This window comes from Thermofilum pendens Hrk 5 (assembly GCF_000015225.1).
Lineage (GTDB): Archaea > Thermoproteota > Thermoprotei > Thermofilales > Thermofilaceae > Thermofilum > Thermofilum pendens.
Genome location: NC_008698.1, coordinates 1,631,143 through 1,650,012 on the forward strand (window position 1 = coordinate 1,631,143; position 18,870 = coordinate 1,650,012).

32 protein-coding genes are annotated in these 18,870 nt (G+C 57.0%); 14 read left to right on the top strand and 18 right to left on the bottom strand.

Features of this window, described 5'->3' with window-relative positions; genetic code table 11:
* Positions 1–30 precede the first annotated feature (30 nt).
* Positions 31–1,278, bottom strand: a complete 1,248-nt coding sequence (locus tag TPEN_RS08590) for an MFS transporter (protein WP_011753343.1) — start codon at positions 1,276–1,278, stop codon at positions 31–33.
* Between the two features lie 88 nt (positions 1,279–1,366).
* On the opposite strand from TPEN_RS08590, the gene TPEN_RS08595 reads away from it, so the two are divergent.
* Together TPEN_RS08595 and TPEN_RS08600 are read left to right on the top strand one after the other, a co-directional pair.
* A complete protein-coding gene (locus tag TPEN_RS08595) occupies positions 1,367–2,719 on the top strand; it encodes a cation-efflux pump (protein WP_011753344.1) in 1,353 nt (450 codons plus the stop codon).
* A 244-nt stretch (positions 2,720–2,963) separates the two neighbouring features.
* A complete protein-coding gene (locus tag TPEN_RS08600) occupies positions 2,964–4,124 on the top strand; it encodes a coiled-coil domain-containing protein (RefSeq protein WP_011753345.1) in 1,161 nt (386 codons plus the stop codon).
* A gap of 311 nt (positions 4,125–4,435) precedes the next feature.
* Here TPEN_RS08600 and TPEN_RS08605 read toward each other — a convergent pair whose 3' ends face one another.
* Together TPEN_RS08605 and TPEN_RS08610 are read right to left on the bottom strand one after the other, a co-directional pair.
* The gene (locus TPEN_RS08605; RefSeq protein ID WP_148678042.1) at positions 4,436–4,822 is read right to left on the bottom strand and encodes a nucleotidyltransferase domain-containing protein; all 387 of its coding nucleotides are present in this window, start codon (positions 4,820–4,822) and stop codon (positions 4,436–4,438) included.
* Positions 4,798–5,208, bottom strand: a complete 411-nt coding sequence (locus tag TPEN_RS08610; RefSeq protein WP_011753347.1) for a HEPN domain-containing protein — start codon at positions 5,206–5,208, stop codon at positions 4,798–4,800. Before TPEN_RS08610 ends, TPEN_RS08605 begins: the two co-directional genes overlap by 25 nt.
* 160 nt (positions 5,209–5,368) lie before the next feature.
* On the opposite strand from TPEN_RS08610, the gene TPEN_RS08615 reads away from it, so the two are divergent.
* From TPEN_RS08615 to TPEN_RS08630, 4 genes are all read left to right on the top strand, one after another.
* Positions 5,369–5,785: a HEPN domain-containing protein gene (locus TPEN_RS08615; protein WP_011753348.1), complete on the top strand. Its 417-nt coding sequence runs from the start codon at positions 5,369–5,371 to the stop codon at positions 5,783–5,785.
* Entirely contained in the window at positions 5,769–6,137 is a 369-nt protein-coding gene (locus TPEN_RS08620) for a nucleotidyltransferase domain-containing protein (RefSeq protein ID WP_011753349.1), read from the top strand. The genes TPEN_RS08615 and TPEN_RS08620 overlap by 17 nt, the downstream gene beginning before the upstream one ends.
* A 189-nt stretch (positions 6,138–6,326) precedes the next feature.
* Positions 6,327–6,716: a HEPN domain-containing protein gene (locus tag TPEN_RS08625; protein ID WP_011753350.1), complete on the top strand. Its 390-nt coding sequence runs from the start codon at positions 6,327–6,329 to the stop codon at positions 6,714–6,716.
* On the top strand, positions 6,713–7,105 hold the full coding sequence (locus TPEN_RS08630) for a nucleotidyltransferase domain-containing protein (protein WP_011753351.1): 393 nt from the start codon (positions 6,713–6,715) through the stop codon (positions 7,103–7,105). The genes TPEN_RS08625 and TPEN_RS08630 overlap by 4 nt, the downstream gene beginning before the upstream one ends.
* Positions 7,106–7,218: 113 nt before the next feature.
* On the opposite strand, the gene TPEN_RS08635 is transcribed toward TPEN_RS08630, so the two are convergent.
* The 9 genes from TPEN_RS08635 to TPEN_RS08675 all read right to left on the bottom strand — a co-directional run bounded on the left by TPEN_RS08635 (position 7,219) and on the right by TPEN_RS08675 (position 11,427).
* A complete protein-coding gene (locus TPEN_RS08635) occupies positions 7,219–7,638 on the bottom strand; it encodes a nucleotidyltransferase family protein (protein WP_011753352.1) in 420 nt (139 codons plus the stop codon).
* Positions 7,628–7,906, bottom strand: coding sequence for a DUF86 domain-containing protein (locus TPEN_RS08640; RefSeq protein WP_011753353.1), 279 nt, complete (start codon positions 7,904–7,906; stop codon positions 7,628–7,630). Before TPEN_RS08640 ends, TPEN_RS08635 begins: the two co-directional genes overlap by 11 nt.
* A gap of 154 nt (positions 7,907–8,060) precedes the next feature.
* The gene (locus tag TPEN_RS08645) at positions 8,061–8,504 is read right to left on the bottom strand and encodes a type II toxin-antitoxin system VapC family toxin (protein WP_011753354.1); all 444 of its coding nucleotides are present in this window, start codon (positions 8,502–8,504) and stop codon (positions 8,061–8,063) included.
* Complete coding sequence (locus TPEN_RS08650; protein ID WP_011753355.1) at positions 8,479–8,751, bottom strand: DUF6364 family protein; 273 nt, start codon at positions 8,749–8,751, stop codon at positions 8,479–8,481. Before TPEN_RS08650 ends, TPEN_RS08645 begins: the two co-directional genes overlap by 26 nt.
* Before the next feature lie 139 nt (positions 8,752–8,890).
* Positions 8,891–9,379 (bottom strand): PaREP1 family protein, encoded by a 489-nt coding sequence (locus tag TPEN_RS08655; protein ID WP_011753356.1) that lies wholly within the window; start codon positions 9,377–9,379, stop codon positions 8,891–8,893.
* Between the two features lie 62 nt (positions 9,380–9,441).
* The gene (locus TPEN_RS08660) at positions 9,442–9,720 is read right to left on the bottom strand and encodes a nucleotidyltransferase domain-containing protein (RefSeq protein ID WP_011753357.1); all 279 of its coding nucleotides are present in this window, start codon (positions 9,718–9,720) and stop codon (positions 9,442–9,444) included.
* Between the two features lie 25 nt (positions 9,721–9,745).
* Positions 9,746–10,147: a HEPN domain-containing protein gene (locus tag TPEN_RS08665; RefSeq protein WP_011753358.1), complete on the bottom strand. Its 402-nt coding sequence runs from the start codon at positions 10,145–10,147 to the stop codon at positions 9,746–9,748.
* Between the two features lie 214 nt (positions 10,148–10,361).
* Positions 10,362–10,841 carry a PaREP1 family protein gene (locus TPEN_RS08670; RefSeq protein WP_245534167.1) on the bottom strand — a complete coding sequence of 160 codons (480 nt, stop codon included), beginning with the start codon at positions 10,839–10,841 and terminating at the stop codon, positions 10,362–10,364.
* Positions 10,842–10,935: 94 nt separating this feature from the next.
* Positions 10,936–11,427, bottom strand: a complete 492-nt coding sequence (locus TPEN_RS08675) for a PaREP1 family protein (protein ID WP_011753360.1) — start codon at positions 11,425–11,427, stop codon at positions 10,936–10,938.
* A gap of 169 nt (positions 11,428–11,596) precedes the next feature.
* On the opposite strand from TPEN_RS08675, the gene TPEN_RS10015 reads away from it, so the two are divergent.
* Complete coding sequence (locus tag TPEN_RS10015) at positions 11,597–11,788, top strand: hypothetical protein (RefSeq protein WP_187146330.1); 192 nt, start codon at positions 11,597–11,599, stop codon at positions 11,786–11,788.
* A 25-nt stretch (positions 11,789–11,813) separates the two neighbouring features.
* Positions 11,814–12,068 carry a hypothetical protein gene (locus TPEN_RS10020; protein WP_011753361.1) on the top strand — a complete coding sequence of 85 codons (255 nt, stop codon included), beginning with the start codon at positions 11,814–11,816 and terminating at the stop codon, positions 12,066–12,068.
* A gap of 102 nt (positions 12,069–12,170) precedes the next feature.
* Here the strand turns inward: TPEN_RS10020 and TPEN_RS08685 are convergent, their stop codons facing one another.
* On the bottom strand, positions 12,171–12,560 hold the full coding sequence (locus tag TPEN_RS08685; RefSeq protein WP_148678043.1) for a hypothetical protein: 390 nt from the start codon (positions 12,558–12,560) through the stop codon (positions 12,171–12,173).
* Positions 12,561–12,570: 10 nt separating this feature from the next.
* On the bottom strand, positions 12,571–13,158 hold the full coding sequence (locus TPEN_RS10205) for an AAA family ATPase (protein ID WP_483754792.1): 588 nt from the start codon (positions 13,156–13,158) through the stop codon (positions 12,571–12,573).
* 942 nt (positions 13,159–14,100) lie between these two features.
* Between TPEN_RS10205 and TPEN_RS08695 the strand changes: the two genes are divergently transcribed.
* The gene (locus TPEN_RS08695) at positions 14,101–14,466 is read left to right on the top strand and encodes a hypothetical protein (protein WP_011753364.1); all 366 of its coding nucleotides are present in this window, start codon (positions 14,101–14,103) and stop codon (positions 14,464–14,466) included.
* 110 nt (positions 14,467–14,576) lie between these two features.
* Positions 14,577–15,392, top strand: a complete 816-nt coding sequence (locus TPEN_RS08700) for a DUF3782 domain-containing protein (RefSeq protein WP_011753365.1) — start codon at positions 14,577–14,579, stop codon at positions 15,390–15,392.
* A 47-nt stretch (positions 15,393–15,439) separates the two neighbouring features.
* On the opposite strand, the gene TPEN_RS08705 is transcribed toward TPEN_RS08700, so the two are convergent.
* Both TPEN_RS08705 and TPEN_RS08710 read right to left on the bottom strand, forming a co-directional pair.
* Positions 15,440–15,805: a hypothetical protein gene (locus TPEN_RS08705; RefSeq protein WP_245534168.1), complete on the bottom strand. Its 366-nt coding sequence runs from the start codon at positions 15,803–15,805 to the stop codon at positions 15,440–15,442.
* 161 nt (positions 15,806–15,966) lie between these two features.
* The gene (locus tag TPEN_RS08710; RefSeq protein ID WP_011753367.1) at positions 15,967–16,269 is read right to left on the bottom strand and encodes a hypothetical protein; all 303 of its coding nucleotides are present in this window, start codon (positions 16,267–16,269) and stop codon (positions 15,967–15,969) included.
* Between the two features lie 94 nt (positions 16,270–16,363).
* On the opposite strand from TPEN_RS08710, the gene TPEN_RS08715 reads away from it, so the two are divergent.
* From TPEN_RS08715 to TPEN_RS08725, 4 genes are all read left to right on the top strand, one after another.
* Positions 16,364–16,615 carry an AbrB/MazE/SpoVT family DNA-binding domain-containing protein gene (locus TPEN_RS08715; protein ID WP_052885330.1) on the top strand — a complete coding sequence of 84 codons (252 nt, stop codon included), beginning with the start codon at positions 16,364–16,366 and terminating at the stop codon, positions 16,613–16,615.
* Complete coding sequence (locus tag TPEN_RS08720) at positions 16,593–17,072, top strand: PIN domain-containing protein (protein WP_052885331.1); 480 nt, start codon at positions 16,593–16,595, stop codon at positions 17,070–17,072. The genes TPEN_RS08715 and TPEN_RS08720 overlap by 23 nt, the downstream gene beginning before the upstream one ends.
* 41 nt (positions 17,073–17,113) lie before the next feature.
* The gene (locus TPEN_RS09895) at positions 17,114–17,332 is read left to right on the top strand and encodes a hypothetical protein (protein ID WP_011753370.1); all 219 of its coding nucleotides are present in this window, start codon (positions 17,114–17,116) and stop codon (positions 17,330–17,332) included.
* A gap of 156 nt (positions 17,333–17,488) precedes the next feature.
* On the top strand, positions 17,489–17,854 hold the full coding sequence (locus TPEN_RS08725; RefSeq protein WP_011753371.1) for a hypothetical protein: 366 nt from the start codon (positions 17,489–17,491) through the stop codon (positions 17,852–17,854).
* Between the two features lie 138 nt (positions 17,855–17,992).
* Here TPEN_RS08725 and rfbC read toward each other — a convergent pair whose 3' ends face one another.
* Positions 17,993–18,550, bottom strand: a complete 558-nt coding sequence (gene rfbC, locus TPEN_RS08730; protein ID WP_052885332.1) for a dTDP-4-dehydrorhamnose 3,5-epimerase — start codon at positions 18,548–18,550, stop codon at positions 17,993–17,995.
* 16 nt (positions 18,551–18,566) lie between these two features.
* Positions 18,567–18,773 carry an SDR family oxidoreductase gene (locus TPEN_RS08735; RefSeq protein WP_052885333.1) on the bottom strand — a complete coding sequence of 69 codons (207 nt, stop codon included), beginning with the start codon at positions 18,771–18,773 and terminating at the stop codon, positions 18,567–18,569.
* Positions 18,774–18,870 lie beyond the last annotated feature (97 nt).

An 18,870-nucleotide genomic window follows, 5' to 3' on the forward strand; every position in this document is an offset into this window, starting at 1 on the left:
CGCGTGGAGACACGTGTGAGGGAAAAAGGGTTAAGCCGAGACCTCTTCGAGGCTTCTCCCCTTCGTCTCGACGCCCAGCGCGGCGACCACGGCGGCGGAGACCACGTGCGCCAGCGCGAAGACGGCGAAGGGGGCCGAGGGGTTCCCGTACGACTGTATCATGACGCCGGCCACGTAGGGTCCGAGGATCCCGCCTATCCTCCCGAATGCGTTTGCCCACCCGCTACCGGTTCCCCTGAGCTCGGTTGGGTACAGCTCCGGAGTGTAGGCGTAGGTCACGCCCCAGGCGCCGAGGTTGAAGAACGAGACTAGCACGCCCCACGCGAGGGCCTCGAGGTCTGTCTTCGCGGCCCACAGCCCGGCGCTCGCGATGCCCGCGCCCAGCATGTAGGCGGCGAGGACGGGCTTCCTGCCGGCGACCTCTACGAGGTAGGCTCCCGACAGGTAGCCCGGTATCTGGGCTAGCGTTATCAGTATCGCGTAGTCGAGGCTCCTGACGAAGGGTATGCCGCGCTTGTAGAGTATGTCGGGGAGCCAGAGGAAGATCCCCCAGTACGCGAGTACGAGCATGAACCAGTGGATCCACAGCATCACGCTCCTCCTCAGGTACCTCCTCCCGACGAGGTCCCTCAGCCCGGCCCTAGCGGCCGGCTGGGCCCGCGGCACCTCTACCCCGAGCCTCCCCGCGAGGGCCTCGGCTTCGGCGAGCCTACCCTTAGACACGAGGAACCTGAGGGACTCCGGGACGGCTACGTAGAGAACAGGGAGCAGTGCCAGCGCCGCGCTGGACGCTAAGAAGACGGCGCGCCAGCCGTAGCTGGGCGCGATTAGCCGCGATAGCACGAGGGATGCCAGCCACCCGAGCGCCCACGCGCTCTCCAGCACTGCGACCTGCCTGCCCCTGGAAGAGGTCGGCGCGTACTCCGCTAGGAGCACGCTCGCCGTGACCATGTAGCCCGCGTTCCCGGCCCCCGCGAGCACCCTGTACACCGATAGGTCCAGCCATCCCCGGGCCGCGGCGCTCATAGGGGTGAAAACACCCATGAGTGCGTAGGAGGCGACGAGGGACGCCCTACGCCCAACCCTGTCGGAGAGGTAGCCGATCAGGGAGGCGCCGAGGAGCATCCCGAGGAGCCAGCTGCTCAGAACCCTCCCGGCCTCCTCCGCTCCCATCGCGAGCTCCGCCCTTATCAGCGTCAAGGTCCCGCTGACCACTCCCGCGTACATCGCGCCGATAGCCCAGCCAGCCATCAAGACGGGGAGTAGGCGCGACTTCATACAGGTTCAAGAGGCTAAAAGCACTAAAAAGCCTTAGCGTCCGACAGGCTTAAACCATGGGGCTTCGCGTTGAGGGCTGGGGGTAGCCGTGCCCGGAGGAGGATCCAAGCTGAGGCTCGTAACCACCTCTCTGCTCGTCACACTCCTGATCCTGTCACTACGGCTAGCGGTCTACGCGCTTACGAACAGCCTCGCCGTGCTCGCGGACGCTTTCCACAGCCTGGTAGACATACTGGGGAACGTGTTCGCCGTAGCGGCTGTCGCCGTCTCCTCGAAGGGGCCCGACGCGGACCACTCCTACGGGCACGAGAAAGCCGAGAGCCTCGGCACGCTGTTCGTCGCTGGGCTACTGACGGTAATCTTTGCGTTCATAGTTTACGAGTCGCTTCAAAGAGCCCTCGCGCCCAGCTACTCGGTCGCGTTCACCGCGTGGTCCTCCCTTCTCCTCGCGTTCACGATGTCGATGGACATGTGGAGGGCGAGGGCTCTCTCCAGGGGCGCGCGGCTCTACAGGTCCACGGTTCTGGAAGCCGACGCGCTACACTACACCAGCGACTTCTACGCCACCGGGACTATCCTCGCGCTGAGCGTGGTCGGCACGCTGTACAAGGGCCCGTACCTCAAGTACCTGGACATGGCCGTGAGCGTAGCGATCGCCGGCTACTTCGCTTACTCGTCGCTGAGGCTCGCCAAGACAGCCGTAGACGAGCTCATGGATAGGACTCCCACAGAGGTCGTAGCCCTCTTCCGCGAAGTCGCCTCGAGCCGCGGTCTACCCGTCGAGAGGGTTAGAGCCAGGAAGGCGGGGCCCAGGGTTTTCCTCGACGCCGTGGCGCGGATCCCGCCGGGCATGACCCTAGAGGAGGCTCACAGGCTCGTAGACGAGGTGGAGGAGGAGCTGAGGGGCAGGGCGGGGGTGGACGTAGACGTTACTATACACATGGAGCCCCAGGACGAAGTAGCGGCTACGATCGCCCGTAGAGTGGAAGAGGCGGCTCGCCGCGAAGGAGTAGTCAGAGTGCACGGACTAGAGCTAGCCAGGGGCGAGGGCGGGGTACACGTAAGGTTTCACGTGGAGGCTAAGCCGGACGTCAGCGTCGAGGAGGCGAAGAGGATAGCGGACGAGCTTAAAAGAGAGGTAGAGTCGACGCCCGGCGTTTCCAGCGTCGTTGTCCACGTAGAGCCGGCGGCGAAGAGCGAGGAAGACGTCAGGAAAGCCGTGGAAAGAGTGCTGAGCCGGGAGGGGCTCCGCGGGAAGCTCGAAGTCGCCGACGTAAAGGTTGTAAAGACCGAGGGGAAGACGCTCGTAGACATAGTGTGCAAGGTTCCCCGGGGGGAAAGCATAGAGGAAGCCCACAGGAGTGTGGGTAGGCTTGAAGGAGTGCTGAGGGAGGAGCTCGGCGAGAAGTACCTGGTCACCGTATGCCTGGAGCCAACTTAGCAAAACATCGTTAGACATAGACAAAACAATGTTATACAATCATTCCTGAAAAGAGATTAGGTTGAATAACAACGTTATACATTGATATAACAATGTTATGCTTATTCCGCCACAAAAACGTGCACCAACAAACAAGCACAGCCCGGTAAAGAGAGCCTTGAAACATGCATCCCCGCCCACGCTCACCCGAGCACCCGGCGTTCGCCTTAAATACTCCTGCTTCCAGATTACTTGGGGGCCTGGGTTGGGAGTTAGGGCCGAGTTTCTGAGGCTACTGGAGGAGGACGTGGAGTTTAGGTATGCAGTCGCAGGCTACCTGGGAGTGTTAGAGGTTTTGAGGAGGCTAGACTCCCTAGCCGAGGAGATGAAGAGGCTCAGAGAAGAAATGCACGCGGGCTTCGCGAAGCACGGGGAAATACTTGAAAGGCTCGAAAAGATCCTCGAGAAGCACGAAGAGGCCTTGAGAAGACACGATGAGGAGCTAATCAGGCTTAGAGAGGACATGAATAAGGGGTTTGCCAGGCACGACGAGCAACTCGCAAAGCTTAGGGAAGACATGAACTCCGGCTTCGCGAGGCACGACGAAGCATCGAGAAGGCACGAGGAGCAACTTGTGAAGCTTAGAGAGGACTTCAACAAGCTGAGGGAGGATATGAACAAGGGCTTCGCTAGACACGACGAGGCTCTTAAAAGGCATGAAGAAGAACTCGTGAAGCTTAGGGAGGACATGAACGCCGGCTTTGCTAGACAAGACAAAGAGCTCACCAGGCTTAGAGAGGACATGAACGCCGGTTTCGCTAGGCATGACGAGTTATTCAGGAGGCATGAAGAGGAGATGAAGGGACTACGGGAGGATATGAATAAGGGATTTGCCAGGCACGATGAAGCGTTGAGGAGGCACGAGGAAGAGCTAGTAAAGCTCAGAGAGGACATGAACAAAGGCTTTGCTAGACACGACGAGGCGCTGAGGAGGCATGAGGAGATTTTAGAGAAGCATAGCGAGGAGTTAGCAAAGTTGAGGAGCGCTATGATTGCCGGTTTTGGGGAGTTAAGCAAGTTTGCGGGTATGACCTTCGAGGAATTTGTTAGGAAGTTCCTGACCGCTTACCTCAGGGAGGCGGGCGAAGTCCCGGAAGGCTCAGAGCTGAGGAGGGAGGTCGTAGAAGGCGAGGAGATAGACCTCTTCCTCGAAGAACCACTCATAGTCGGAGAAGTAACGGCACACGCAGAGTCCCTGGAGGAGCTTGAGAAGCTAGTCAGGAAGGCGGAGCTGGTGAAAGCCAAGTACGGTAAAGAACCCAGGAAAATCCTAGTCATACTTACAGCGCCCAGGGACTTAGCAGAGAAACTTGAAAAAATTGCCGGCGAGAAGGGCGTAGAGCTCATAATAGGGAGAACAGCCTAGCCCACTGTCAGCTTCTAGAAGCCGGGAGAGCCGCACACGGTTCCTAGGATGCTCGACATCAATGTCGGCGAAGCCGCGAGGACCCCGCTCGAGCGCTACGTCGCGAATCGGGAAGAGGTCGTCCCAGGAAGATGCTGAGGCGTACCAAGGAGCGCTTAGAGAGCAGGGTTGAGCCGGCCACTATAGCCAGGCTGATCCAAGAGAACAGAGCACAAGTGATTTTTTTCTCTTAGAGCCTCCGCTACGTGCGCCGTTTCTCCGTTAAGGCTCTCCGAAAACTGTAGCCCAACAGGTGCTGAAAAGCGAGGGGCTTAGGAAGTACCCGGTCGGCTCTTTCGGGCTTTCTCGGCGAAGTCTCGGCTCAGCAGTCCGAGATCGTCCCGTAGCTTTACCCCTCTCTCCACGGCCTCTAGCGCCAGCTGGTCTCCTCTCTCGAGGAGCCTTTCGAACTCCTCGGGGGTGAGGGGTATAACTTCGTATCCCGGCGGGACTTCGATGGCCTTCAGCCTCTCCAAGGGGCCTCCCTTGAACTCCCCGGATACCAGCACCACGTCTACGTCGCTCCACTCGTTGAAGTCGCCCCTCGCGTAGGAGCCTACGAGCACAGCCGTAACGCTACCTCTAAGCCTGCTGGCCCATTCTAAAGCCTCCTTCACCACCTCCTCTCTGAGCTTCACCCTCCTTTCAACGACCTCCAAGATCTCTCCACCCACCTTACTATTTCCTCTGCGTGCCTTATAGCCTCTTCTGCGTCCATCCTGGAGTAGTACTCCGCCGGGATACCCTCGTGCCACGCGTTCGGATACCTCGTAGGCACGTAGTACTTGTCCAGAGTAATCGCAGCCTGCATCACGTCCTGAGGAACACTTATGCCGCCAGGCATCACCCTTAGTAGGCGGGACACGCTATGCCCGTGGTGAGGGAGCCCCAGCCCGTAGAGAAGAGCCTTAACCGCGAACTCGGCTGCTTGCTGGGCCTTAAAGCAAGCCCAGTTGTAGTCTCCTCTCTCTAGATCCCCGCGCGCAGAGCTCAGGGTTCTCCTGGCTGTCTCCATCCACCTTTCGTACTCAGGGGAGTCCAGCACGGTCTCAATCTTCCATTAGTGGAGAGATATTTAGCTCTTCCGGCCTACGCATGGGACAGAAGAAAAAAGCGGAAACTACGCTACACTTATTAGGCTTCTACGCTTCCTATCGCGGTGATCCTGCCCACGCACCGGGCGGTACGCGTAAAGGTGTTGCCGGTTGAGCGGCGAGTACGTAGAGACCCTGAAGCGTAGAGCTGTGAAACTCCTCCAGGTAGCAAGGTCCATCGAAGACGCTGGGCTAGCGCTGTTCCTCGCTGAGCAAAGCGCCCAGCTGTACATAAAGGCTGTTCACTACGAGCTACTCGGCGAGAAGGTACGAGGGCATGGCTTGAGGGAGCTCCTGGGCCTTTTCGCGAGGAGCCTAAGAGAGGCGGGCTACGAGAAAGAGGCAGACGCTATCACAGGCTTAGCCCTCGAGCACCGCCGCGCCCTGGCTCTCCTCGAGGAAGCCTACACGATGGGTAGGTACGGAACGTATGTCTACGGCTCCGAGGACGTCGAGATTGCTGTTAGGACTGTCGAGAAGCTCGTGGAGACACTAGAGAAGGTGGCTAAGAGTGTCAAGCTGGGTTAAGCGTCACTTCGAGCACTTGAGGAAGTGGCGCGAATACGCCGAAGCCATTGCTAAAGCGGCTATGGACGTGGTGCCCGGCGCCAGGGTCTACGTTATCGGCGGAGTCGCCGAGGACAGGGTTACCGCGCTGAGCGACATAGACATCCTGGTGGTGGTACCCGGCGGCGCGCGTAAAGGGCTCTACGCGGACGTCCTTGAAAGAGCAATCGACGCGTACGGGCTACCCTGGGACGCCCCGGTAGAGCTACACATAGTCAGCGAGAACGAAGCCAAAGAGTACTTGAGACGCGCGAGACGAGCCGTACACGTAACCCCTGGAGGCTTAGAGGTCGACAATCGCTCGAAGGCTTAGAGGACTGTTTACCTGTGAAAAGCCTTCTCTCCGGTTGCCGATCCTCAGCCTTCACGAGCCTCTCCGCGTGCCCCGAGAGTAACCTCCATAAGTCTCTACCTGCGCCCCATAGACGAGTATGCAGTATGAGGTTCGCGAAAAAGTATAAACATATATAAAAGCTTTTAAGTGCAAGAAGGGGACGGGCAGGTGAGTGACGAGGCTCTGCGCTGGCTCTCAGAGGCGGAGTGGGATCTCGAGACCGCCGAGATTCTTCACAAAGCGGGTAGGTACAATGCTGCCGCCTTCTACGCTCACCAGGCGGCTGAAAAGGCTTGTAAAGCGCTACTTTACAGTATACACGAGGCCCCGTGGGGGCACAGCGTTAGGGTTCTCCTGGAGAGGTACTTTGAGGCCAGGGGGTTGAGAATAGATGAGCTCCTCAGCTATGCCAGAGAGCTGGACAGGCACTACATACCCGCGCGCTACCCCAATGCCCACCCAGCGGGAACGCCGCACGAAGCTTACGACAGCGAAGCCTCTTCAAGGGCTATTAGCGCCGCCAAAGCGATAGTCGACTTTGCGAGGCGAAGCCTTTGAACACTTTGAGCGACGTCGTTGAGAGACTGAAAAACAGGTTCAAAGTGTACGCAGTTATACTCTTCGGCTCGAGGGCTCGCGGCGACTGGAAGCCTTGGAGCGACTACGACCTTCTTGTAATAGGCGACTTCGATAAAGACTACCTAGATAGGATAGGAGAGGTTCTCGACGCGCTACGGGACGTCAGGCTCCCTGTGGAGCCCCACCCATACACTCTGAGTGAAGCCCTCGAAATGGTCGAGAAAGGTAACCCGCTAATAATCAGCGCCCTTGAAGAAGGGGTGGTGCTACACAGCACGGGCGAGTTCGAGAAACTGGTAAAAGCCTTCGAAGAGCTGAAGAAGAAAGGATTGGAGAAGACGAGAACCTCCTACAAGCTACACGCATAGAGCGCGCGGCGACAACGTAACCCGATAGCTGAAAGCCTACCGCCGGGCTCTTGTGCGAATCCTTACAAAGCGCTAGACTCTTGAGCCGCCGCGAATCCTCCCAGCTACGGCACCTACAAGTCTCCCGAGAACGCATCGATGCGTTCGCACAACCTCCTGCAACCCGCCTCGTAGTACAGCTCGTCCAGCGTCCGGCTCAGCAAGGACTCGTAGAGCCCCGGAACCCTTTCCAGCACCACCACCCCCTTTGTCAGCACGCTGTACCTAAACCGGGGCGGTATCTCGTCGAGAGGAACCACGTCGACCGGCACGCCGAGCGCGAGCTCCAGCCTCGCCGAGAGCGCCGCCAGGTACCCGAGATCCCCGCGCTTAGTATAAACCGCCAAGTCCACGTCGCGGTAGCTGTCGAGGCTGACAAAACTACCGAACACTACGGCCAGCAACACCTCCTCCTCGGAGCCAAGCACCTCCCTCAGCTTAGCCAAAACCTCCTCCTTACCCCCACTGTAGTACCTGTACTCGTCAAAAGCCAAGCTCTCGCTTCACCCTCTCCAAGAACTCTCTAACCGCTTTAAAATCCTTCCTGACGCTATCGTACACGCGTCTATCGTCTACAACCCAGTACCTGTGGATAAGCAGGTTCCTCAACCTAACAAGCTTAACCAGCTCCTCGAACTCCCAAGCATTCATAAGACCCTTCTCAACTAGCACGCTAAACGTCCTCACAGGCGTCTCAGGCCTAACCCCGTAGGCGTTTCTAGCGATATGGTAGCACAAGGCTATAAGCGCCTCAACCAGCACTGCGAGGTAGTACCTTATCTCGCTCCTCTCAGCGCGCGAAAGACTCTCGAAGGGCTTAGAGGCTTCTTCGAGGACATCCTCATAGATTCTTCTATGTCCAGCAGGAGCTTCCTTACATACTCCCTGTCGATCACCAGCAACCGCCCCCAGCGCGCTACTCCTTACCGAAGAGCCTTAATCCCTCTTTAACGGCTACCTCCGCCAATCTCTCATCGAACGTCAAGAAAGCTTCAAAATTCTTCGCCGAGGCTATTTGAAGAGCATCAGCAATGTAAACCCCGTACCTAAAGACGTACCTCACGGACTCTACAAGTATAGGCTTGCTTATACGCACCACCCTGAGAGACCCCAACCTAGCCAGCGTGCTAACCTCGCTCAGGAACTTCGAGAAACAGTCATTCACGTCGGCGATAACGCCCCTCCTCCTATACTTATCGAACACCACAGCTACCTCACCGATGTTAAAAAGCGAGAAACCTATCGTGACGTCCCCCGCATACGCCCCCGCATAGATCTCGTCGAGCACGTCCGTCCCCTCCTCCACCACGTACCTCTTGACAATCGCGCTGGTATCAAGGTAAACGCTCCTCACGCCCATACCTAACCTCCCTAACAACGTCCTCAGCCCTCAACCCCCTAACCCTCCCACTAACAACCTCCTGCGGCGAGAAATACCTACACTCGACGCCGAGATCCCTGCACAAATCCCTCACAAAAGCCTCCACGTCGTACATAGACAGAAGCTCCTCGACAAGCTCGCTGAGAGACCTACCCTCAAAGGCAAGCCTACTCTTAACCCTCGAAACAAGATCCCTATCCAGCGAGAGAGTAACCTTCACCTTCACGTAAACCCGCCCGTAAGTATACACGTAAAGAAGTATTTAAGTATAGCTACAGCCGGCCCAGAGAGCTCCCGCTCGGCGAGAAAGCTACACCTATCCACCGTCCGCAAGCACGGCAACCGGTAGGCGGCCGCTACCAGCCCTACTTAGCCTGCTGAACGACTTTCCTCGCGTACTCAAGCAACCACCTAGCTATCGGTAAAGCAGATTCAACGTCCTCGAGCCTGTACTTTGCCTCGTGAAAGCCCCAAACGTGAACATCGTACGCAGTAGCCCAAGCGAACCTGATTCTATCCTCGCCGAGAATCCTGGAGAGATCCGTCGAAGCCTGACCCAGCAACCAAGCGTCCCACCTCCCCCTCCTCCTAACCTCTTCAAGCTGCTTAACGTTAAACCTCTCAGCCAACGCCTTGACGCACTCCTCGACGGCCTTGTAGATCTTCTCAGAAGCCTGAACAACGTTACCCTTAGCCACGTACTCCTCGGCCTCCCTGAGCATCTCCTCGGCGAAATCGATCCTAGCCCCGGCAACCTCGACAGGGTCTACTAAAGCCCTAGACGGCAGAGCCCCCTCCAAGTCGACGCCCCTCCTCTCGGCCTCCTCAGCGAACCCCCTGGAAATAGTTACCACTGCGTCTATGACTTTCCTGAAAAGGGAAAAATGCTTTTACGGCATGCAAGGGACTCAGCCCCCTAAGAAAGCTCCACCGCGTACTCCATCGCATCCTGCACCACCACGCTTCTCTTCAGCGCCTCCTCGAACTCCTCCGGAGTATACACTAGAAACTCGAACGCGAGCTCCCTGCTAGCCAGCCCCCTCACAAACCTATACCTCTCGCCGGGCTCCATACCCTCAAAGCACCTAGAAACCACCACCAGGTCTACATCGCTGTCCTCGACCCACGTCCCCCTAGCATAGCTACCGAACAAGTAGACCCTGGCATCCCCGCACACCCTCCTAATACTCTCCACAAAATCCCTCAGGGCCCCCGCAACCCTAGGGGGTAGCGAGAGCCTCTCTAACCCTTTCAACGACACCCCTAGCCACCTCTATAGCTCGAACAGCCTGCGCCCTCGAGAAACTCGCAGAAGGCCTCCTAAGGCCCGCGTTAGGATACCTGGCTGTGACGTAGTACTGGGAAAGCTCCGGGAGAGCCTCCTCGACGTCCCCTGGGAGAGAAAGCGTGCCTTTCAACTCGCTGTAAAGCATCACCAGGTCATGGGCCCTAGGAGGCCTCCTCCTCAGAAGCCCTATGTAACAGGCCTTAAAAGCCTTCTCCACAGCCTGCTGAGCCATGAAACAAGCCAAGCTATAGTCCCCTACACCCTCAGCCCTCACAGCCCTCTCAAGATCTGCAACAGCCTCCTCAAGCCAGTCCACAGCCTCCTCCCTAACCATCCACCGCAGACCCCACTCCTCCCAGTCCTACAGCCGCTCCCCCTTATATCCTTTCACCATCTATCCCTCGAGAAAACGAGAGAGGCTCACCCCACGTACACCTACACGAGCATACGCGGAGCGCGCGAAGAAGGAAAATATCAGCGGAAAAGTCTGGGGAGCCTGAGCTGAGAAGGGAAGGCACCAGAGGCCTAGCAGATCCCGTGCGTAGGAACTAGGCGCGCCCTGTAGGCAAGGGGCTTTCGCGCGAAGTATAGATAGTGTGTTCATCGATCACTCTAAGAGAGTGAGGTTGTCTCCTCGCAGAGGTAGCTCTAGCCTTTTTGAACTCTTCAAGCATCTTTTTAACCTGTTTAATTGCGTACTCGGCCTCTTTGGGGTTATAGACTCCCTCGTAAAAGGCTTCATCGTGTAGCGTTTTCATGATATCGCTGTAGAGAGCTCTAAGGTCTTCCCTGTTCATCTTTCTAAGTAGAGATCTCCGTTCGCTGTGTGATTTCGGCGTCACGTTCATCTTTCGGTATATGTAGGAGTTTACGGCAAGTACCATAGAGAAGAAGGCTTTATCCGCAGCGTTTCTGTAAAGCATTACATCCCTTGTTTTGATCGCCTTCTCAAACTCTTCTTCAGCATATTTCAGAATCTCTTCAGCGGTTACCAAGGTAACATCCTCTTCGGCCACCACCCCTCCCACGTCACTAAGCGTTCAGTGTAAAATATTAATTTCACGCCTAATGCTCACCATTTTCCCGCGCGCTTTGTAAGCCCACGAAGTCCCAGGAAGAAGTTTACCGGTTCTTAAGTTCTCTTAGCCTTTGAGCTACCGTCTTTACGAGCCCCTCTACATGCTTAATAGCTGTCTCTACGTGGCTCTCCTTGCACCATCCCTCGTAGAAGCATGTATGCATGCCGTTAGCAGCCATCCAGGCGTCGTAGACCCATTCGCCGAGCTCGCTCTCGATCAGGCTTTCGTAGTCCCACAGCTCCCCGTGGCTTGTTAATCTTCTGCCATCTTTCCACATAGCGTAAGCTTTCACAGCTAGCGCGGCTGCGCCCCAGGTTTTCTCGGCAGCCTGTCTAACATCCCCCCTCTTCAGCTCTTCTCTAGCCCGATCGAGCAGGTACAAGGCAACCTCCACATATTCTCTAGCCCTGTCGCTTGGGTCGAAGTCACGCGTGAGAAAGTCTACTATGTACTCCTCGATAGTTACACCACGCTTTCTGGCTTCCTCCAAGATCTTTTTAGCGAGACTTGGAGGTAGGGCGATGGGTACAGCCATCTAGGCGTTTACAAGAGTAGTGGCTAGCCTATAAAGCTTTACCGGTCGCCACCTCTTTGAGCCTCTACTCGGGAGCACGCATCAGTGCCTGATTCTCGGGAAGGGCCGTGCTTGAGACGTAGCTTAACCGCGTTTGCTTTGACTGTAAAGCCTATAAAAGAGAGAAACCTTGAACTGCCGAGGGTGCGGCGCCGCGAGTTTCACGTACGTCGACGTGCTGGTGCGTGGGGCCAAGGGCTCCAAGGCTGTTAAAATGCTCGTCGACACGGGCTCCACCTACGTGGTGCTAGACCCGACGACCGTTAGGGGAGCTGGGCCTCTACGAGACCCCGTACACCGTCGAGCTCACCCTGGCGGATAAGAGGAGGATCGGAGCCAGGCTGTACTTGGCCGAGGTTGAAGTCAAAGGCAGGAAGTGGCCCGTGCTCGTAGCCGAAGTCGACGCCCCCGTCCCCTTGCTGGGCGTTTACGCGCTGGAGACCCTGGGCCTGAGGGTGAATCCGACAACGGGCGAGCTGGAAGAGGTGTCACCGGAGGGAGGATACCTGCTGGTTGCAGGGCTCATGCTTTCCTGCTTAAAGCTCACTTTCTCCCATCTTCGAAGGATAAAAGCGAAAACAGCCTCGTACAGCCAGGAATAGTAAACCCTGGACGACTATTAGAGATTCGACGCACATAAAGCCTCCTAGAATCAAACGTTACAGTCCCCGATCAAAGTCGAGAAGCAGGAAATCTAGGACTAATTAATCAGCGTTGGGGGGGGCGGCTGAGGACTCGCTGAACCCATGCTCTCTCAGCACCCGCTCCAGCTGTTGCTGGCAGTTAGCCGCACGGTATACCACGCCCCTCTTCCTCGTCTGGGACATTAGCTCTCGGTAGACCATGCTGTCCACCCCCCTCTTGGAGTGAAGCACAGCTACGATCCTGAACGGGTTGCAGAGCCCCGGCACAGCGGCGGCGAGCGGCCCGCGTAGCAACGCTTCGACCGTGCTCTCCAGCTTCCTCACGTCGTCGATCTTCGCCCTCTCCGTTTCCTCCACCACTGCCACGGCGCCCTCGCCTACGAGGAGGTAGTCTGCCCGCTTACCCCTCCAGTTCACCGCGCGTGCCAGCTCCTCCAGGTCTATCTTCACGGCGACCACGCTAAGCCAGGATCCTCGCCCTCTCCTCCGCCAGCTCCTCGGCGACCCTCACGAACTCCTCCTCAGGCACACCCTCCGGCCCCACATCCAACCTCTCGACAACAGCCCTCCTCCCCTCAGCCCTGAGCAAGTAGGCCGCCACGAGCCCTGGATCCAAAACCTCGGCCGCGCTGTACCCCAGCCTCTCCGCCACACCCGGCGACGAGGACAACGCCACCATGTTGCTAACCGCGTAGAGCAGGTAATCGCTGTGCGTCGAGAGGACCACCACCTTCCCGTGCTTCTTGACAGCCCTAGCGATAAGCCTCGCTAAAGCCTTCTGCGCCCGAGGATGCAGGTGGGCCTCGGGCTCCTCGATAAACACTAGCCATGGTTGCTCTGGAACCACGAGGGCCAGCGCTACAGCTAGCGACTCGCGCACACCCGAGGGGGCGCGGGGCAGGGGAAGCCTCTGGCCACTCCACGTGTTGACGTATACTGCGCGCACCCCGCCCTCCGGGATTGCCTCCACGCTACAACCGAGCTCTCTCAGAAAGTCCTCCAAGTCTCCCGTGTCGACCTTCCCCTCGGCCAGGCTCTCGGCCAGCATGAAGTAGGCGTCCCTGAAGTGCTCGTCGGGGTACAACACGTCCTTAAGCAAGCTAGGCCTAGCGTAGGGCTTAAGGAGGATCCTTGAAAGCCCAGCCCTGCTGTCAGGCAGAAGCACGGAAACGCCGGGAGCCTCGAAGAAGATGTCGAGAGCCTTGTACAAATAAATCGCTAACACCTTGAGCACCGCGTCAACCAAGTCGGACGGACTCAAAACCGCTTCGTCGTACAGACTGACGCCGGAGAGCCTATGAATAATCCTAAGCCTCCCAGGCGCCGGCACAGTGACCTCTAGCTCGTCCAGGAAGCCCTCGTAGGGTTTGTGCCGGCTCACTGCGAGGCGCCCACCCTCAATCACGAACTCGATGGAGGAAAACGAGCCCGCAACACCCACAACCGCCCGCCCCGAGCCGCTCCGCACGAGCTCCTGCAGACCAGCGCCGAACACTTCCTCGAGCGTCCTGCCGAGGCCCGTAGCGAGGGCCCCGGGAAGCGCCTCCAGGTATAGCTTGAGGAGCCTCTTGAAGCTATCCCGGGACGCAGACCCTTTCTCGACACCCTCCAAAACCTCGCCTACGAGCTCCCCTGCCCCGAGCTCTGAGACAGCCTCGCCGAGCAACTTTAAGTCGGGCATCGCTACTGTCAGCGCCCACACTAGCTGCAATAGCATCGACTTACCCACACTGTTCCTGCCCACGAGAACCGTCAGCGGCCTAACCTCTATACTCGCCTCCTCGAAAGGACCGAAGTCCCTCACGTATACACGCGCATTAACAGGCATTCCCATCAACGCATCCAGCGCAACACTCTATTAAACCTGACGAAGACCCCCCGCGCACTAAAGCCAAAAGCCTCACCCATACGCCTGGATAGGCGGGGAAGCTGAACGCAGGCCCCGGCACCGCAACCCTTAAGCGCGGAAAGCCACGTCCAAAGCGCGGCCATGCGTGCACACAAACCTCCCGGCAGAGAACCGGTACTACTGGAAGCCCCGGGCTTGCAGAACGCCCCCGTACTGGAGGCCAGGCTCCTGCACGACGAGAGCATCGGGACCTACCTACAGGTCACACTGAGCTGCGGAGCCAGGGAGGCCCTAGAGCTGTGGGAAAGAGCGGCGGGCGCCGCGAGGCTCCTCGGCGTGCCAGTGCTAATCTACTGGACAGGACCCACCGACCCGCCGCCCTCCGAGCTGGGAGCCAGACTGGGCAGGATACTAGCCAAGATGGGCGTATTCCTGGCGACTAAGGAACCCATAGACACCCTCCAAGCCCTCAAAGAAGAGCGGGCGACAAGCCCTCCCCCGAAGTGACCTCCACTCACGAGTCGCGCGCACCGCTTCAGCGTTAAAACACGTCTCCGCCTGAACTCACCAAAAATTCATATAAGCTGGCGGGCGTACAGCGTAATTGGAAAACTGTAATGGCCATTCCATCCATTGACTGGTCCAGGCTCGAAGAGGTAGTCGAAAGAGCCGTGAGGAGAGCTAGGGCCGATGAGCTGAGAGACCTAGCCGAGGCCGTCAAAGTGCTCGCCGAGTACATGAAGACAGGCTTCGAAAGCACGCTCAGAGCCATAGAGGACCACTCCAAGATGATAGAGGAGCTAACCAAGGAGGTCAGAAATAACTCCAGAATCCTCGAAGAACACTCGAAAGTCCTTGGAGAGCATTCTAGGAGAATAGAAGAACTGGCCGGAGAGATCAGAAATCACTCCAGAGTCCTCGAAGAGCACTCCAAGAGATTAGAGGAGCTAACCAGGGAGGTCAGAAATCACTCTAGAATCCTTGAAGAACACTCCGAGAGGCTGAAAGAGCTGACCAAGAGCGTGGGAGAGCTGAAGGCCGCCGTAGGGTCCATCGGCAGGAGGTGGGGCAGGGACCTCGAGAAGCTCGTCTACGAGCTGTACAAAGACGCGCTGCTAGGACTCGGCGTGAAGGACGTCGGCAAGATAGAAAAGTACACGTACGTCGACATAGACGGGAAGTACTACAGGAGAGGCGCCAGGATAGAGCTAGACATATACATGCACGACACCAGCGTCTACTTCATCGAGGTGAAAAGCCTCCTGGAAGTAGACGACGTGTACTGGTTCAACGAGAAGTGCGGCATCGTATCCAAGATCATAGGCAGAACGCCGACCAGGAGAATCATCGTAGCAGTGAACGCCGCGAAGGAAGCCATCGAAGCAGCACGAGAACTCGGCATCGACGTAGTCTACGGCTCGATAGTAGACTGAAACGCCAGAACGTAAGGCAACGCGCCGACACACAGCTACCCGGACAGTCAGAGCGCCGGCACCGCCTCAACCCTTCTAAACTGTTTCGTCGTAGGGTCAACCTCTAGTGCCAAGTTCTCGAGAGCCGTGACACCCAGAACCTCCGCGTCACCCTCCCTAGCGAAAACAACAATACACGTCGCCCTCTCACCCATGCACCCAATAACGGCCTCACCGATCTCGCGCTCAACAACCCTACCCCCAATCGTCCCGAACACCCTCCTACCCGTAGGCTCAATGCCCAGCCCCCTTAACCTGCCACCCTCAATCCACGTATACATAGAGCCCGTATCGACCAAAAGCTCGAAGCCAGCACACCTAGACCTATCGCGAAGATTGCACACCTCGACCCTAGCAACCACGCAACTACTCAAGGCACCCCCACTATAAGCTAGCTCGTAGCTTTTTACAATCAACGCGGGCGCCGCGACCAAGCACCCTCGGTCGAGCACGCGAAGACATGCCCACCGCGGATCAAGCGGCTACGCGCGCGTAACTTTTCATAGTTCTACAATTACGCTTGCATCCACCGCTCCTACTCCTGACTAGACACAACTCTTTTCCCCTCCTTCTCCCTCAACACGGCAACGTCTTCATACACGGGTACGTCCTCCCTGAGCTCCGTCACCCCCAGCCTCCTCCTAAGAGCATCCACAGCCACAACGCCATACTTCTCGCACAAAACCTCCTCAACAGCCCTAACCACATCCTCCTCGCCGACAAAGCAAGGCACCTCGACAACAACCTTCTTGCGAGCTCCCACGACGCTCACGCCCCACTCCACAATAAACTCCGGCGTTGAAATACCTTTCCACCCGAACCTTATATTTCTGAGCACCCAGATCCCCGGCTAGTGTCTGCGCTATTGGCTCAACCTTGTGTGCTCGGAAAACCTTATATTTCTGAGTAACAAGATGGTATCTGAGAAAATTATGATATCCGAGGTCAGAGTAAGGCTCAGCAAAAAGAACACCCTATACATACCGAAAAGCATAGCCAAAGCCGTTGGAATCAGGGAGGGCTCCAAGCTGAAACTCAGGGTCGAGGGCCACCGCATAATAATCGAGCCCGTGCCTGACCCCTTCGAGCTCGCACTACACGGCTCCAAGTTCGCCGAAACCACGTTTGAGGAATTCGAAAAGGAATCGGAGGAGCTCCAAGATGAGCTCTTCGGCCAGGATTAGGATACTCTTGGACTCGACGTACCTGTTGCCTATAGTCGGTGTGAACGTCGAGGGTGTAGAGGGTACATTAGCTCTACTAAAGAAGCTCCGCGACAGCGGTGTTGCCGAGTACTACTACACGCAGTTCAATATCTTAGAAATCGTGGGCAAGCTGAGCAGGGTTGGGTACAACAGCAGTAGAGCACTCGCAGGCCTTGCATCCATCTTCGAGGAGTTCATAGAGGAAAGCCCGACAGTGGAGGGAGTTATGAAAGCGCTCGAGCTGAGAAGGAAAGGCCACAGAGACCTAATAGACCTCCTACTCTACACAACATCACTAACCAGAGGCCTACTCTTCCTCACCAGGGACGTCCACCTGGTAGGGTTCCTCAAGAAGCAAGGAGAACCCACCCACAACGTAATACTCGAAGAAGAACTCGCCGAAAAGTACGGGCAAAGCCCCGCCAAAAACATTTAACACCACACGCACCGACACACCACGCCCACAGGTGGCAACGCTTGAACACCACTAGCGCGAAGGTCCCCAACCGGGTTAAAAAGATACTCGAAAAGCGCGGCGCAAAAGTATCCAAGCCCACCGGGAAGGCGCCGACCGCGGAGAAAACCGGCGAAGAAGAGCTGAGAAAAGCCCTCGACGAATTTGCCAGCACGCTGAAAGACAAGATAGACCCCCGCGCGTGGGCTGAGATAATCGATGAAAACCGCAAATCACGGTGAAAACGCGTAGCCAAGCATCCCGAGAAGATGTAGAAATTGAAGAGAATAAGGTAAGAGACCTACTCAGGTAGCTCCGCTAGCCTCGCGCATACGTCCTTAAAAGTGGTATTAAGTAACGAAGTAATATATACGAGCCTGCTTTTTAGTTGCTTAGGTATGGCAAGAAAGAAGAGCTACCGTGCAAGTAGCCCGCTAAAGTACGAGTATAAGATGTACAGGCTGTTCGGCGGCAATGCACCCGAAGGACTTATCGCTCAGCTTGTAGCCACTCTGAGGAGCGAGTACGAGAAGAACTACGGCTTCTACAGGCAGGCTTGGGAAAGCCTCAAAAAACAGACTTGGGTTCAGCAGTTGCCCAAAGGCGAGTACGGTAAGCTTAAGGCAGCCCTGAACTACCTGCTTAAGGCTCTACGGGACAAGAAGCTCGCGCCCGAGGACACCCTCATCGAACTTACTAAGGTCATAGGTCTTTCCGATGACGTAGCACAAAGGTTGATCGATTTCGTTCAGCACTACTGCTAAAGAGCTGAGCAAAGAACGAAGAACACTAGGAGAAAAAGCCAACCGAAGCCGAAAAAGCCTAATTAGAAGAAGCTGAGAAGTCCAAAAAATCGAAGAAGAAAGACACCCGCTCCCCCGCTAGCTTTACGTAGCCCGCGGCTACAGCGGGTACTCGAAGTTCGTCTCAGCCTCCCTGAACAACGGGCACCTCGAATCCCTACCACTCACCACAGCCCCCTCCACCCTCGGCCACCTAATCCCGAGATCAGGATCCCTCCAGAAAATACACCTCTCGTGCTGAGGACTATACTCCTTCGTCACGAAGTAGAGGAAGAAAGAATCCTCCAAAGCCTGAAAACCGTGAGCAAAGCCCGGAGGAACCCAAAGCGCGAAGCCCGGCTCCAACACCACAGACACATGCCTCCCAAACCACGGCGACCCCCTCCTAATATCCACCGCCACGTCGAAAACCCTACCACTCACCACGTACACAAGCTTCCCCTGCTCCATCGGCTTAAGCTGGTAGTGAAGAGCCCTAACAACCCCAGCCCTCGAAAAGCTAAGATTCACCTGGACAAAGCCGTACGGCACACCCCCCGAGAGGAACTCAGTCCTCTTGTACAGCTCCGCGAAGAAACCCCTCTCATCGGGGAAAACCGCGTACTCGACGAGCACCACGTCCGGAATCTCAAGCCTCCTAAACGACTTAAACGGCACCAGACACACCCCCACGTCACTCCTCGGCAAACATGTCCAGCGCAAGCCCAGTATCGTAGAACCTCGTCCTAAGAATACCCCTCGCCCTCGAAGTATCAAGGCTCGAATCCCTAGGCCTCCTAGCCACCCACCCCTTCATCTCCGCCGCGCTCACAGCATCCACGAGGTCAGCCGAGTAGCCAAGCCTCTCGGCAAGCCTAACGGCGAACTCGTACCTCGACATCCTCTTGCATGTGTAGTACTTACACCATGAACTCCATGGAGCTAAGCTACAAATCCTGAGACAGCAAGACAGAACCAACAGTCCTCAAACCGTAGGC